General features: G+C 68.4%; 13 protein-coding genes. 5 read left to right on the forward strand and 8 right to left on the reverse strand.

What is annotated here, in order from left to right; translation table 11 throughout:
* The first annotated feature begins 20 nt into the window (after nucleotides 1–20).
* Genes ACSFBF_RS17235 through ACSFBF_RS17255 form a run of 5 tightly spaced genes read left to right on the forward strand, consistent with a single transcriptional unit; the run spans nucleotide 21 to nucleotide 6,964 of the window.
* Complete coding sequence (locus tag ACSFBF_RS17235; RefSeq protein WP_435469009.1) at nucleotides 21–1,130, forward strand: efflux RND transporter periplasmic adaptor subunit; 1,110 nt, start codon at nucleotides 21–23, stop codon at nucleotides 1,128–1,130.
* Nucleotides 1,127–4,207, forward strand: coding sequence for a MexW/MexI family multidrug efflux RND transporter permease subunit (locus tag ACSFBF_RS17240; protein WP_435469011.1), 3,081 nt, complete (start codon nucleotides 1,127–1,129; stop codon nucleotides 4,205–4,207). Before ACSFBF_RS17235 ends, ACSFBF_RS17240 begins: the two co-directional genes overlap by 4 nt.
* Entirely contained in the window at nucleotides 4,204–5,643 is a 1,440-nt protein-coding gene (locus ACSFBF_RS17245) for an efflux transporter outer membrane subunit (RefSeq protein ID WP_435469013.1), read from the forward strand. The genes ACSFBF_RS17240 and ACSFBF_RS17245 overlap by 4 nt, the downstream gene beginning before the upstream one ends.
* A gap of 36 nt (nucleotides 5,644–5,679) precedes the next feature.
* A complete protein-coding gene (locus ACSFBF_RS17250) occupies nucleotides 5,680–6,348 on the forward strand; it encodes a helix-turn-helix transcriptional regulator (protein WP_435469015.1) in 669 nt (222 codons plus the stop codon).
* A gap of 34 nt (nucleotides 6,349–6,382) precedes the next feature.
* On the forward strand, nucleotides 6,383–6,964 hold the full coding sequence (locus ACSFBF_RS17255; RefSeq protein ID WP_435469017.1) for a superoxide dismutase: 582 nt from the start codon (nucleotides 6,383–6,385) through the stop codon (nucleotides 6,962–6,964).
* Nucleotides 6,965–6,980: 16 nt separating this feature from the next.
* Here the strand turns inward: ACSFBF_RS17255 and ACSFBF_RS17260 are convergent, their stop codons facing one another.
* The 8 genes from ACSFBF_RS17260 to ACSFBF_RS17295 all read right to left on the reverse strand — a co-directional run bounded on the left by ACSFBF_RS17260 (nucleotide 6,981) and on the right by ACSFBF_RS17295 (nucleotide 13,319).
* A complete protein-coding gene (locus tag ACSFBF_RS17260) occupies nucleotides 6,981–7,358 on the reverse strand; it encodes a VOC family protein (protein ID WP_435469019.1) in 378 nt (125 codons plus the stop codon).
* Between the two features lie 125 nt (nucleotides 7,359–7,483).
* Complete coding sequence (speB, locus tag ACSFBF_RS17265; RefSeq protein WP_435469021.1) at nucleotides 7,484–8,428, reverse strand: agmatinase; 945 nt, start codon at nucleotides 8,426–8,428, stop codon at nucleotides 7,484–7,486.
* A gap of 13 nt (nucleotides 8,429–8,441) precedes the next feature.
* Complete coding sequence (locus ACSFBF_RS17270) at nucleotides 8,442–9,080, reverse strand: cupin domain-containing protein (protein ID WP_435469023.1); 639 nt, start codon at nucleotides 9,078–9,080, stop codon at nucleotides 8,442–8,444.
* A 37-nt stretch (nucleotides 9,081–9,117) separates the two neighbouring features.
* Nucleotides 9,118–9,834, reverse strand: a complete 717-nt coding sequence (locus ACSFBF_RS17275; protein WP_435469025.1) for a DUF1989 domain-containing protein — start codon at nucleotides 9,832–9,834, stop codon at nucleotides 9,118–9,120.
* A gap of 8 nt (nucleotides 9,835–9,842) precedes the next feature.
* On the reverse strand, nucleotides 9,843–11,180 hold the full coding sequence (locus ACSFBF_RS17280; protein ID WP_435469027.1) for a M20 family metallo-hydrolase: 1,338 nt from the start codon (nucleotides 11,178–11,180) through the stop codon (nucleotides 9,843–9,845).
* On the reverse strand, nucleotides 11,177–11,995 hold the full coding sequence (locus ACSFBF_RS17285) for an amino acid ABC transporter ATP-binding protein (RefSeq protein WP_435469029.1): 819 nt from the start codon (nucleotides 11,993–11,995) through the stop codon (nucleotides 11,177–11,179). The genes ACSFBF_RS17280 and ACSFBF_RS17285 overlap by 4 nt, the downstream gene beginning before the upstream one ends.
* Nucleotides 11,992–12,657, reverse strand: a complete 666-nt coding sequence (locus ACSFBF_RS17290) for an amino acid ABC transporter permease (RefSeq protein ID WP_435469031.1) — start codon at nucleotides 12,655–12,657, stop codon at nucleotides 11,992–11,994. Before ACSFBF_RS17290 ends, ACSFBF_RS17285 begins: the two co-directional genes overlap by 4 nt.
* Complete coding sequence (locus tag ACSFBF_RS17295; protein WP_435469033.1) at nucleotides 12,654–13,319, reverse strand: amino acid ABC transporter permease; 666 nt, start codon at nucleotides 13,317–13,319, stop codon at nucleotides 12,654–12,656. The genes ACSFBF_RS17290 and ACSFBF_RS17295 overlap by 4 nt, the downstream gene beginning before the upstream one ends.
* Between the last annotated feature and the right edge of the window lie 50 nt (nucleotides 13,320–13,369).

Consider the following 13,369-nt stretch of genomic DNA (forward strand, 5'->3'; position numbering starts at 1 on the left):
GATTAATAATGGACGTCGTAATGAACAAGCAATCAAGGGCCTGGCTGGGTGCCGGCCTCGCGACATTGGTACTGGGAGGTGCCGGCTACGGGCTCACCACGAAGCTCACGCCGGCGCACGCGGAGGGTGGCGGCAGGCCGCCGACCAAGGTGGCTGTGGCCACCGCACAGAAGACTGAGGTGGCGCGCTTCCTCAGCGGCATCGGCACGCTGGAGGCCAACCGGCAGGTCGAAGTGCCGGCGGAAGTGGAAGGCCGCGTCGCGAAGATCCTCTTCACGCCCGGCGGCGAAGTGCGCGCAGGGCAACTGCTGGTGCAGCTAAACGACGCGCCCGAGCAGGGCGACCTGGAGCGGCTGACGGCCCAGCGAGCCAATGCCAAGGCGCTGCTCGACCGCACGCGCCGCCTGGTGCCGCAGCAGGCGGCCACGCAGGAACAGCTCGAACAGGCGCAAGCCGCCTTCGACCAGGCCAGCGGCGATCTGCGGCGCATTCAGGCGCTGCTGGAGCAGAAGCGCATCAAGGCGCCGTTCGACGGCGTGCTCGGCATCCGCCGCGTCAACCTCGGCCAGTTCGTGCGGGCCGGCGATGCGCTGGTGTCGCTCACCGACAGCCGCACGCTGTTCGCCAACCTCACGCTGCCTGAAAGCGCACTGCCCGTGCTCAAGCGCAACCAGCAGGTGGCGCTCTCGGTCGATGCCTACCCGGGCCGCGTGTTCCAGGGGCGGCTCAGCACCATCGAGCCCCAGATCGGCAGCGACACACGTACGGTGCGCCTGCAGGCCACCATCGACAACGCCGACGGCGCGCTCACGCCGGGCATGTTCGTCAACGGCAAGGTCGCTCTGCCGGCGCGCGCCGACGCCATCACCGTGCCTGAGACGGCCATTACCTACAGCACGCACGGCGACTCGGTCTTCGTGGTGCGGCCCGCCGAGAAGGGCGACGGCTTCACCGCGCAGCAGGTGTTCGTGAAGGCCGGCGAGCGGCAAGATGGCCTGGTCGTCATCGACAAGGGGCTGATGCCCGGCGACAAGGTCGTCACCTCCGGCCAGCTGCGCCTGTACACCGGCGCTCCCGTGATGCCGACGGCAAAAGACACGCTGGCCCTCGCGCAGGAAGCCAAGCCATGAAGTTCACCGACCTCTTCGTGCGCCGGCCCGTGCTGGCGCTGGTGGTGAGCACGCTCATCCTGCTGCTCGGCGCGCGTGCGCTGGGCGACCTGCCGGTGCGGCAATACCCGCTGACCGAGAGCACCACGCTCACCATCACCACGCAGTACCCCGGCGCCTCGCCGGAGCTGATGCAGGGTTTCGTCACGCAGCCGATCGCGCAGGCGGTGGCGACCATCGAGAACGTCGACTACCTGTCGTCGTCCTCCACGCTGGGGCGCAGCGTGATCAGCGTGCGCATGAAGCTCAACGCCGATGCCAACCAGGCGCTCACGCAAGCCATGGCCCAGGTCAGCCAGGTGAAGTACCGGCTGCCGGCCGAGGCCTTCGACCCGGTGATCCTGAAGTCGTCGGGCGAGGCAACGGCCGTGGCCTATGTCGGCTTCTCCAGCAAGACAATGCCGATGCCGGCGCTCACCGATTACCTCTCGCGCGTGGTGCAGCCGCAGTTCGCCTCCATCACCGGCGTGTCAGGCGTCGAAGTGTCGGGCGGGCAGACGCTGGCGATGCGCGTGTGGCTCGACCCCAACCGCATGGCCGCGCGCGGCATCTCGGCCGGCGAGCTGGCCGACGCGCTACGCCAGAACAACGTGCAGGCCGCACCCGGGCAGGTGAAGGGCCTGTACGTGGTGTCGAACATCCGCGTGAACACCGATCTGGTGAACGTGGCCGAGTTCCGCGACATGGTGGTCAAGCGTGACGGCGATGCCATCGTGCGCCTGGGCGACGTGGCCACCGTGGAGCTGGGCGCGGCCAGCGCCGACAGCAGCGCGACGATGGACGGCGTACCCGCCATCTACCTCGGTCTGCAGGCGGCACCCAACGGCAACCCGCTGGTGATCGTGAAGCGCATCCGCGAACTTCTGCCCGGCATCAAGCAGAACCTGCCGCCGGGCGTTGAAGTGCAATTGCCCTTCGAGTTGGCACGCTTCATCGAAGCATCCATCGACGAGGTGCGGCACACGCTGCTGGAAGCCATCGCCATCGTGGTGATCGTGATCTTCCTGTGCCTCGGTTCAGTACGCGCAGTGCTCATTCCGGTGGTGACGATTCCGCTGTCGATGCTGGGCGCGGCGGCGTTGATGCTGCTCTTCGGCTTCAGCATCAACCTGCTGACGCTCTTGGCGATGGTGCTGGCCATCGGGCTGGTGGTGGACGACGCCATCGTGGTGGTCGAGAACGTGCACCGCCACATAGAAGAAGGCAAGTCGCGCGTGCAGGCCGCATTGATCGGCGCGCGCGAAGTGGCCGGCCCGGTGATCGCGATGACGCTCACGCTCGCCGCGGTGTACGCGCCCATCGGGCTCATGGGCGGGCTCACGGGTTCGCTCTTCAAGGAGTTCGCCTTCACGCTGGCGGGCGCGGTGGTGGTGTCGGGCGTGATCGCGCTCACGCTGTCGCCGGTGATGAGCTCGTTCCTGCTGCCGCAGGACACCACGGGCAGCCGCATGGCGCGCGCCGCTGAAGCCTTCTTCCACCGGCTCGCCACGGGCTACGGCCGGCTGCTGGACGTGTCGCTGCACCACCGCTGGGTGACCGGCGCGTTCGCGGCGCTGGTGCTGGTGAGCCTGCCGTTCCTCTACAACGCGGCGCAGCGCGAGCTCGCACCCGGTGAAGACCAGGCCATGGTGCTGACGGCCATCAAGTCGCCGCAGCACGCCAACATCGACTACGTCGAGAAGTTCGGCAAGAAGTGGGACGAGGTGTTTGCCACGCTGCCCGAGAACACCGGCCGCTGGCTCATCAATGGCTCGGACGGCGTGTCGAACAGCATCGGCGGCGTACAGCTGTCTGACTGGAAAGATCGCAAGCGCAATGCCGACCAGATCCAGGGCGACACACAGGGCCGCATGAACGACGTGGAAGGCAGCAGCGTCTTCGCGTTCCAGTTGCCCTCGCTGCCGGGCTCGACCGGCGGGCTGCCGGTGCAGATGGTGATCCGCAGCGCGGGCGACCACCGCGCCGTGTTCGAGGCGATGGAAGCGCTGAAGAAGTCGGCGCGCGACAGCGGCAAGTTCGCCGTGGTCGACAGCGACCTGGAGTTCAACAACCCCACGGTCGAGATCCGCGTGGACCGCGCCAAGGCCAACAGCATGGGCGTGACGATGAAGTCCATCGGCGACACGCTGGCGGTGCTGGTGGGCGAGAACTACGTCAACCGCTTCGGCATGGACGGCCGCTCTTACGACGTGATTCCGCAGTCGCCGCGCGAGCAGCGGCTCACGGCAGAAGCGCTCTCGCGCTACTTCGTGAAGAGCGCTAGCGGCCAGCCCGTGGCGCTGGCCAACCTGGTGCAGCTGTCGACCAGCGTGGGCCCCAACAAGCTCACGCAGTTCAACCAGCTCAATGCGTCTACCTTCCAGGCCATTCCGATGCCGGGCGTGACCATGGGCGACGCAGTGGCCTTCCTGAGCGAAGAGGCGAAGAAGCTGCCGGCCGGCTTCAGCTACGACTGGCAGTCGGATGCGCGGCAGTTCACGCAGGAGGGCTCGGCGCTGGTGATGGCCTTCGTGTTCGCCATCGTGGTGATCTACCTGGTGCTGGCCGCGCAGTACGAGAGCCTGCGCGATCCGCTGATCATTCTGATCAGCGTGCCGATGTCGATCTGCGGCGCGCTGGTGCCGTTGGCGCTGGGCTTCGGCACCATCAACATCTACACGCAGATCGGGCTGGTAACGCTCATCGGGCTCATCAGCAAGCACGGCATTCTGATGGTGGAGTTCGCCAACGAGATCCAGATGCGCAAGGGCTTCGACCGGCGCGCGTCGATCGAGGAGGCCGCGCGCATCCGGCTGCGCCCCATTTTGATGACCACGGCCGCAATGGTGATGGGCCTGGTGCCGCTGCTGTTCGCGAGCGGCGCGGGTGCCAACAGCCGTTTCAGCATCGGCCTGGTGATCGTGGTCGGCATGCTGGTGGGCACGCTGTTCACGCTGTTTGTGCTGCCCACGATGTACACGCTGCTGGCGCGCGACCACCGCGCGGCGGGCCACTCGCAGCGCGCGGCCGAACTCGAAGCGCTGGCTGAAGGAGCATGACCATGAACCGACTCTTTACCTACGCCGCTCCCTTCGCACTGAGCATGCTGGTGCTGGCCGGCTGCGCCGTTGGGCCGAACTACAAGGCGCCGGCCGACGCACCGGTTGCCATCACCGCACCCGAGCGCTCGCTGTTCGCCAACGACGCGGTGCAGCGCGACTGGTGGCGCCAGCTCGACGATCCGCAGCTCGATGCGCTGATCGACCGCGCACTGGCCGAAAACCACGACATCCGCATCGCGCAAGCCCGGCTGCTCGAAGCCCGCGCCACGCAGACCGAGGCGGAGCTCGACCGGCTGCCGGTCGTCACCGCCGGCGCGAGCAAGACGCGCAGCATCGCGCAGGGCAACAGCGGCACTCAACCCGACGTGCGTTCGCTGTCGCAGAGCAGCCGTGCGGGCTTCGACGCTTCGTGGGAGATCGACCTGTTCGGCCGCCTGAAGCGACTCGACGAGGCAGCGACCGCGCGCACCGAGGCCAGCGCCGCCGACCTCGAACAGGTGCGCATCGTTGCCGTGGCCGAGCTGGCGCGCAACTACTACGAGATGCGCGGCGCCGAGCAGCGCATTGCCGTGACGCGCCGCACGCTCGACAGCCTGCGCCAGAGCCTGCGCGTGACCGAGGCGCAGGTGCAGACCGGCCGCGGCCTCGAAGGCGACCTGGCGAGCGCGCAGGCCAACCTGGCGACCACCGAGAGCCAGTTGCCAGCGCTCGAAACCACGCGCCGGCAGTCGGCCTACCGCGTCGCGGTGCTGGCCGGCCTGCGCCCCGGCGAACTGGAGCCGATGCTGCAGCCGCGCCAGCTGCGCGTGCTCGACAAGCGCCTGCCCATCGGCGACCCAGCCGACCTGCTGCGCCGCCGGCCCGACGTGCTGCGCGCCGAGCGCGGGCTCGCGGCCAGCACTGCGGACGTGGGCGCGGTCACGGCCGAGCTGTATCCGCGCTTCGACATCGGCGGCTTCCTGGGCTTTGTCGCGCTGCGGGGCTCTGACCTGGGCAGTTCGCCGAGCCGCGCCTTCAGCGTGACGCCGGGCGTGAGCTGGCCGGCTCTGCGGCTGGGCTCGGTGAAGGCCCGCGTGCGCGGTGCCGAGGCCCGCGCCGAAGGCGACCGCGCGCTCTACGAGCAGACCGTGCTGCGCGCCATCGAGGACGTGGAAGGCGCCCTCACCGGCTACGGCCAGAACCAGTTGCGCCTGCAGCGGCTGGTGGAAGCCTCCACCCGCAGCGGCCGCGCCGCCGAACTGGCCGAGGTGCGCTACCGCGAAGGGGCCGCGCCCTACCTGAGCGTGCTCGACGCCCAGCGCACCCTGCTGCGCGCACAAGACGCCGTGGCCGAGGCCGAAACCGCCTCGTACACCAGCCTTGTCGCGCTTTACAAGGCGCTGGGCGGCGGCTGGCAAGCACCCGCCGCTGCGAAGGGAGGGCCAACCACCTGACAATGGCAAGGTTTTCCCTCCACGACCGAATCCGCCATGTCCGCCCCCGATGCCAAGCCCACCTGGATGCCGCACCAGCCGGCAGACCGCATCCTCTCGACGCTCAAGACACGCGGCGCGCTCGGCATCCCCGACATCGCCAAGGTGCTGAACGTCACGGTGGAGGCGGTGCGCCAGCAGATGGCCAAGCTGGAGGCCGATGGCCTGGTCGACGCCGAGAGCCGCTCCAGCGGCCGCGGCCGGCCCACGCAGATCTGGCGGCTCACCGGAGAGGGCCACAAGCGCTTTCCCGACACGCATGCCGAGATGACGGTGCAGATGATCAGCGCCGTCATCAGCGTGTTCGGCGAGAAGGGCATGGACCAGCTCATCAGCGCGCGCGAAGCCACCATGCGCGCCAACTACACGGAGGCCATGCGCGGCGCGCGCAGCCTCAAGGTGCGGCTGGAGCGGCTGGCGGAAATTCGCAGCCGCGAAGGCTACATGGCCGAGTTCCGGCCCGACGAACAGGGCAAGGGTTTTCTCTTCATCGAGAACCACTGCCCCATCTGCACTGCGGCACAGGCCTGCACGGGCTTCTGCCGCAGTGAGCTGCAACTCTTCGACGAAGTGCTGGGGCCCGACGTGAGCGTCAGCCGCGTCGAACACGTGCTGGCGGGCGCACGACGGTGCGCCTACCGGGTCGAACCCAAGGCGAATGCCTGAATCTGTTTTTTCAACACCCAAAAAGGAAACCACGATGGAACACAAGCTCCCACCCCTGCCGTACGCCCTCGACGCGCTGGCACCCGAGTATTCGCAGGAAACCCTCGAGTACCACTACGGCAAGCACCACAACGCCTACGTGGTGAACCTCAACAACCTGCAAAAGGGTACCGAGTTCGAGTCGCTGACGCTCGAAGAGATCATCAAGAAGTCCAGCGGCGGCATCTACAACAACGCCGCGCAAATCTGGAACCACACCTTCTTCTGGAACTGCATGAAGCCCCAAGGCGGCGGCGCTCCCACCGGTGCGCTGGCCAAGGCCATCGAAGCCAAGTGGGGCAGCTACGACGCTTTCAAAGAAGCGTTCGTGAAGTCGGCCGTGGGCAACTTCGGTTCGGGCTGGACCTGGCTGGTAAAAAAGGCCGATGGTTCGGTGGACATCGTGAACACCGGCGCAGCCGGCACGCCGCTGACGACTGCAGACACCGCGCTGCTGACCGTGGACGTCTGGGAACACGCCTACTACATCGACTACCGCAACCTGCGCCCGAAGTTCGTCGAGACCTTCCTGGCCAAGCTGGCTAACTGGGACTTCGCGGCCAAGAACTTCGGCTGAAACTTCGGCCGATCGATCAGCCGTTGATCAGGTTCAGGATGTTCCCGTCCGGGTCCTTGAACCACGCGACCTTCATGTCGCCCATGACATGGAGGTCGCCCACCAGCTTCGTATCGGGCATGTCGTAGTGCTCGAAGCGCACGCCCTTGGCCTTGAGGGCGGCGGCGAGGCGCTCGATGTCCGCGCCCACCTGCCAGGTGACGGCCGTCGCCTGGTTCGTTCCGGCGAATGCCGAGCGGTACACGTTGATGCGCGTGCTGCCGCTGCGGTAGACGATGACTTCATCGCCTTCCGCATCGACCTGCGACAGGCCCAGAGTGTCTTCGTAGAAGCGGCGGGCCACGGCGAGGTCTTTCACCGCGAGGTTGGCCACTGCGTCGATGTTTCCGAGCATGAGCGTCTCCTGTAGAGCCCGGCGCACCATCGAGCGGCGCCAGGCGAGCCAAAAATACTCAACCATCCGGTGCAGTATTCAGTGCTCGCCAGGGCCCTGTCAAGTCAGGTTCCCGACAAAAGGTTTCAGCGCTTCGAGGCCACGTTGCGCGCCAGCAGGCACAGTATTTCGTACATCAGCGTGGCGCCCAGCAGCGCGGTGTTGCCCGAGGGGTCGTAGGGCGGCGACACCTCGACCACGTCTCCGCCGACGAAATCCAGCCCGTCGAGGCCGCGCAGCAGGCCCAGCGTTTCGCGCGTGCTCAGGCCGCCGATCTCGGGCGTGCCGGTGCCCGGCGCGAACACCGGGTCCAGGCCATCGACATCCAGCGACAGGTAGGTGGGGCCGTTGCCGACGATGCGCCGCGCCTCCTGCACGATCGCCTCGACGCCCTTGGCCTCGAACTCCTCGATGAAGACCACGCGCATGCCGCTGTCCAGCGAATAGCGCCAGCCTTCGTCGGAGTTCTGCGCGCCGCGAATGCCGATCTGGATGGTGCGCTTCGGGTCGAGCAGCCCGGCCTCGACCGCGCGGCGAAACGGCGAACCATGGCTGAACTTGGAGCCGAGGAAGTCGTCCCAGGTGTCGGTGTGTGCGTCGATGTGCACCATGCCCAGCGGCTGGCGTGGTGCCATCGCCTGGAACACGGGAAAGGTGATCGAGTGGTCGCCGCCCGCGGCCAGCACAGTCTTGCCGGCCGCGAACAGCGGCTCGAAGAAGCGGCGGATGTCCTCGTGCGAGCGCTCCAGGTGGAACACGTCGGTGAACGGCACGTCGCCCACGTCGACCACGCGGCAGGCCTCGAAGGGATTGAAGCCGGTGACGTGGTGGATGGCGCGCGTCATCGACGACATGTTGCGGATCTCGCGCGGGCCGTAGCGCGCACCGGGACGCGCCGTCACGCCGCCGTCGAAGGGCACGCCCGCCAGGGCGATGTCGAAGTCTTCGAGGCGCTGCGCGAAGGGCACGCGCATGAAGGTCGGGATGCCGCTGTAGCGCGGCAGCGTCTGCATGGCGGTATCTGTATGCATGGCGGAAACAGGTTCAGAACGTGGCGGGGGTATTGGTCCACAGCACCCGGGTCTGGGTCTTGCCGGGATTGCGGTAGCTGTGCGGCACGTCGCTGGAAAAGTAGAAGGAGTCGCCGGCCGACAGCAGGTAGACCTCGTCGCGCAGACGCAGCTCGAACTCGCCCTCGATCACGTAGCCCATTTCCTCGCCGACGTGCGCGATCTGCTCCAGGCTCTCGGCCTTGGGCTCGAGCACGTGGATGTCCGCCTGCAGCAGTTGGCCGCGGATCGGCACGATCACCCGCTCGAGCTTCACGCCGCGCTTCTTGCCTCGCAAGCCGGTGAACTCGATCACGGGGCGTTCGGACGCCCGGGTCACCGGCGAAGTGGGCGGCGCGAAGGAGGCCGTGAGCTCGGCGACGTTGGTGTCGAGCGCACGCGCCAGGCGGTGCAGGTTGGCCAGCGACGGCATGACCTGGCCGCGCTCCACGCGCGACAGCAGGCTTTCGGAACAGCCGGCCGCATCCGCAAGCGCCTTCAGCGTGAGACTTCGCACCATGCGCGCATGCTTGAGCCGCGGCCCCAGCGCCGACAGCGCCAGGTCCGGGTCTGCCCCGCCCGGCATTGGCAAGGGGGCGGCGGGCACGGAGTTCGTCTTCTTGGAAGTGCGCATGTCGAATCGTCGGTAGGCCGGCGGCGGGCCGGGAAGGTCAGGCAGTTGCCAGCACGGTGAAGTGCACTTCGACCGGGCGGTTGTCGTTGATCGGAACAATGTCTTGCGGGCAGGCCGACATGACGACCACGCAGTCCATCTCGGCGCGCAGATCCACATGGTCGCCGGCCTTGGAGACGGGCGGCAGCCAGTCTACGCCGCCACCCGGACCTACCGGGATGTTCATCCACAGGTTGAGCGGCTGCGGCACTTCGCGCGCGCGCAGGCCGATGGCCTTGAGCGCCATGCGCATGTTGTCGGCGCAGTTGTCGTGGTACTCGGTCACGCCGAGGTTCTGGTAGCGGTAGGCGTCGCAGGCAGCCATGAGCGTGTCGTGCACGCCGGGCGAGGTGTCGGCCACCAGCGTCATGATGGGACGGCGGCGGTTGGTGGCGAGCGGATCGCCGGCCTTGGGAATGATGCGGTCGATGACGGCGCGCGCGTGCTCCATCGACATGAACTCGCTGAGGTCGTCGGCCTTGAATGCCCAGAAGTCGCACACCTGGCTGCCGTGCGTGTTGATGACGCGGATCACCTGGCCCTTGGCGAGCCGCACGGCGCGGCCGTTGCGTGCGGGCACTTCGTAGCGCTTGCCGAGCTCGGGCGTGCCGTCGGCGGACACGGGCTCGCGCAGCGTGTTGTTGGCGCCGACGGGTTCGCCGTTGTCGGCGACGTGGGTGTGTGCGTGGGAATGAGAGGTGGCTTGGTCGTCCATGGTTCTGGCTAGTCCTTTGAAGGCTCGGGAGGGTTGGAGGAAACGAGCGACCCGGCCAGCCGCACAAGGCACCAGGCCAGGGCGCGCGTGCAGGCCGCGAGGTCGTCGATGGGGGTGTCTTCGTCGGGGTGGTGGCTCACGCCGGCGCGGCTCGGCGCGAACAGCATCGTGGTGGGACAGAAGCCGGCCAGCGGCATGGCGTCGTGGAAGGCGCCCGAGAGCATCTCGCGATGGCTCAGCTGCAGCGCCATGCAGGCCTCGCGCGCAAGGCCTGCGAGCGCGGCGTCGAAGCGCACGGTGGGTTTGTCCTGCAGCACCTCGACCTGGCCGCCAGCCGGCAGCGCCGTATCGATGAGCATGCGCACCGCGTCGAGTGCTGCGGCCTCGGGATGACGGGCATCGACGGTGAAGACGACGCGATCGGCAATGGTGTTGATCGACCCGGGGCTGCACTCCCAGCGGCCGATGGTCAGGCGCAGCCGGTCGTCGCCGCACTGCGCCGCGTGTTCCAGCAGCGCATGGGCCATGCGCACCGCCTTGGCCTGTGCGTCGTCGCGCGCAGCCAGCGGCGTGGTGCCCGCGTGCGCGCTGCGCCCCGGCACGGTAATGCGGAACCAGCGCACGCCCTGGATCGCTGTCACGCAGCCGACCTGCAGGCCCTCGGCTTCCAGCACCGGGCCCTGCTCGATGTGCGCCTCTACATAGCCGTGCACCGGGCGCGCCAGCGGGGTGTCCATCCAGGCCCAGCCGAGGCGCTGCGCCTCGGCGCGCAGGTCGTCCACGGCGGCATCGCGCGCGGCCTCGAAACACAGGCCTTCGCCGTCGCACACGCCGAGGAACGCATCCAGCCGTTGCGGCGCGGTGAAGGCGACCGAGCCCATCAGCCCGGGTGCGAAGCGCGAGCCTTCCTCGTTGGTCCACATGGCCACGTCGATCGGCCTTCGGGTGCGCAGGCCGAGGCGGTCGAGCGCGTCGAACACCTCCAGGCCCGCCGCGACGCCGAAGGCGCCGTCGAGCCAGCCTCCCAGGGGCTGGGTGTCGATGTGGCTGCCCGTCATGACCGGTGACAGCTCCGATTCCTGTCCGTCGCGCCGCACGAACACGTTGGCGGCGGCGTCGATGCCGACACGGTAGCCGGGCCGCCCCGCGAACGGCTGCACCAGCCAGCGCCGCGCGGCCAGCTCGTGCGCGCTCAGCGCCTGCCGCGCCACGCCGCCGCTGGTACCCGTACCGGCGGCACCATGCGCCGCCAGTCCGCGCAGCCGGGCCTCGAGACTCGCGGCGGCTACCGCGCGCGCCACGTCGCCCGCCAGGGCTGAGCTCGCCATGTCGTCGAGGAAGTTCATGCGATTGCTCCCGCCGCGGAATTGCCCAGGCTGCGGCGAATCCACGGCTGCAGGAACGCCTGGATGCGCGGATGGGCCGGCTGGTGGATCACCTCGCGCGGCGTGCCGATCGTCACGATGCGGCCCTTCTCCATGAACACGATCCGGTCCGACACCTCGGCCGCGAAGCTCATCTCGTGCGTGACCATGATCATGGTCATGCCGCCGCGCGACAGCGACTTGATCACCTCCAGCACCTCGTCGACCAGCTCGGGGTCGAGCGCGGAGGTCGGCTCGTCGAGCAGCATCACCTCGGGGCCGACCGCGAGCGCCCGAGCGATGCCCACGCGCTGCTGCTGGCCGCCGCTGAGCTGGGGCGGGCGCGCATCGGCCTTGGCCGACATGCCCACGCGTGCCAGCGCCTCGCCGGCGACGGCGCGGGCCTGGTCTTCGCGCAGCCCCTTGGCCAGGGTGAGCGGCGCCATCACGTTGGCCAGCACCGTCATGTGCGGCCACAGGTTGAACTGCTGGAACACCATGGCGACCGGCGCGCGCACCTCGGCGATGACGCGCTCGCTCTCGCGAACCAGCGCGCCGGCCGCGTTGCGGCGGTAGCCGAGCAGCGCGCCGCGGATGCGGACCTCGCCCTCGTCGTAGGCCTCGAGAAAGTTCATGCAGCGCAGCAGCGTGGTCTTACCCGAGCCCGAAGGGCCGATCAACGACACGACCTCGCCCTTGCGGATGTCCAGGTCGATGCCGGACAGCACGCACTGCGGGCCGAAGGACTTGCCGACGCCGCGCATGGAGACGATGGGAACGGTCACGGGAGCATTCATGGGCGGGGTGTTTCTCGAAGGGCCGCCCATGCGCGCAGCGTGCCGGCTGCGCGGTTGACGAGCAGCGACAGGCCCCAGTAGCTCAGCGCCAGCAGCAGGTAGGGTTCGACGTAGACGAACTGCTCCGACACGACCTTGCCGGCGGTCATCGTCAGTTCGGGGTAGGTGATGACCGAGGCCAGTGCGGACTCCTTCATCAGCAGGATGGTCTGGCTCGCGATCAGCGGCAGGCTGGCACGCAGCGCCTGCGGGCATTCGATGGTGGCGAAGATCTGGCGCGAGGACAGCCCCATGCATCGGGCCGCCTCGATCTGGCCGCGCGGAATGCTCTGCCAGCAGGCGCGAAAAATCTCGGCGAAATACGCGCCGCCGTAGACAGCGAGCGTGAGGCCCGCGGCCGCGAACGGATCGAGCGAGAGGCCCGCGCTCGGCAGGCCGAAGTACACGATGAACAGGTGGATCAGGAACGGCACGCCGCGCCACACCGCGGTGTAGGCGGTATAGAGCCAACGCGCCGCGCGCCAGCCGGTTTCGCGAAGCGCGTGGAAACCGAAGCCCACGATCAGGCCGCCCGCCAGCCCCACCAGCGTGAGCAGCACGGTGCGCAGCGCGGCTGCGCCGAATTCGGGCAGCAGCTGGCCCAGGAGCACGGCGTCGATCATGGCCGCTCCATCCGGGTGCGCAGCCAGTGGCCGAGCCACAGCACTGCGCCGGTCATCAGCAGGTAGCACAGGCCAACGGAGACGTACACCTCCAGCGGCCGGAAATTGGCCGCCACGATCTGCCGACCGCTGCGCCCGAGGTCGGCCACCGAGATCACCGAGACGATGGCCGAGCTCTTCACCACGTCGACGCCTTCGGACACCACGGCCGGCCACACGGCCCGCGCAAGCTGCGGCAGCTGCACGTGGCGGAAGATGCGCGCCGGCGGCATGCCGAACGAGGCCGCCGCTTCGATCTGCCCCGCAGGCACCGCCACCAGCCCGGCACGCAGGATCTCGCACTGGAACGCGGCGGAGTTCAGGCCCAGCGCGACGATGGCCACCAACAGCGGCGGCAGATCGACGCCGTAGGCACTGGGCAGGTAGAAGAGCATGAGCAACTGCACCAGCAGCGGTGTGCCGCGAAAGAAGCTCAGGTAGGTGCGCACCGCGGCGGGCAGCACACCCCGGCCACCGCGCCGAAGCGACAGGCCCAGCAGCACCGCGCCCCAGGCAAAGCCCAGCAGGATGGCCGCGACCGCCACGCTCAGCGTGGTGGCAATGCCCTGCAGCAGCACCGGCAGGTAGGCGGCCAGCCGCTCGAGAAGGGTTGCTGCGTTCATCGGGGTGCGGTGGTGCGGGTGGTGCGAGTTGCGTGGTCAGGAAGCGTCGT

The organism is Variovorax nivicola (assembly GCF_051216475.1).
In the GTDB taxonomy this organism is placed as follows: Bacteria; Pseudomonadota; Gammaproteobacteria; order Burkholderiales; family Burkholderiaceae_C; genus Variovorax.

What these genes read in the sequence shown, in the direction of transcription:
- ACSFBF_RS17235 (WP_435469009.1), top strand. Translation starts at nt 21, where the DNA reads ATGAACAAGCAATCAAGGGCCTGGCTGGGTGCCGGCCTCGCGACATTG.
- ACSFBF_RS17240 (WP_435469011.1), top strand. Translation starts at nt 1,127, where the DNA reads ATGAAGTTCACCGACCTCTTCGTGCGCCGGCCCGTGCTGGCGCTGGTG.
- ACSFBF_RS17245 (WP_435469013.1), top strand. Translation starts at nt 4,204, where the DNA reads ATGACCATGAACCGACTCTTTACCTACGCCGCTCCCTTCGCACTGAGC.
- ACSFBF_RS17250 (WP_435469015.1), top strand. Translation starts at nt 5,680, where the DNA reads ATGTCCGCCCCCGATGCCAAGCCCACCTGGATGCCGCACCAGCCGGCA.
- ACSFBF_RS17255 (WP_435469017.1), top strand. Translation starts at nt 6,383, where the DNA reads ATGGAACACAAGCTCCCACCCCTGCCGTACGCCCTCGACGCGCTGGCA.
- ACSFBF_RS17260 (WP_435469019.1), bottom strand. Translation starts at nt 7,358, where the DNA reads ATGCTCGGAAACATCGACGCAGTGGCCAACCTCGCGGTGAAAGACCTC.
- speB (WP_435469021.1), bottom strand. Translation starts at nt 8,428, where the DNA reads ATGCATACAGATACCGCCATGCAGACGCTGCCGCGCTACAGCGGCATC.
- ACSFBF_RS17270 (WP_435469023.1), bottom strand. Translation starts at nt 9,080, where the DNA reads ATGCGCACTTCCAAGAAGACGAACTCCGTGCCCGCCGCCCCCTTGCCA.
- ACSFBF_RS17275 (WP_435469025.1), bottom strand. Translation starts at nt 9,834, where the DNA reads ATGGACGACCAAGCCACCTCTCATTCCCACGCACACACCCACGTCGCC.
- ACSFBF_RS17280 (WP_435469027.1), bottom strand. Translation starts at nt 11,180, where the DNA reads ATGAACTTCCTCGACGACATGGCGAGCTCAGCCCTGGCGGGCGACGTG.
- ACSFBF_RS17285 (WP_435469029.1), bottom strand. Translation starts at nt 11,995, where the DNA reads ATGAATGCTCCCGTGACCGTTCCCATCGTCTCCATGCGCGGCGTCGGC.
- ACSFBF_RS17290 (WP_435469031.1), bottom strand. Translation starts at nt 12,657, where the DNA reads ATGATCGACGCCGTGCTCCTGGGCCAGCTGCTGCCCGAATTCGGCGCA.
- ACSFBF_RS17295 (WP_435469033.1), bottom strand. Translation starts at nt 13,319, where the DNA reads ATGAACGCAGCAACCCTTCTCGAGCGGCTGGCCGCCTACCTGCCGGTG.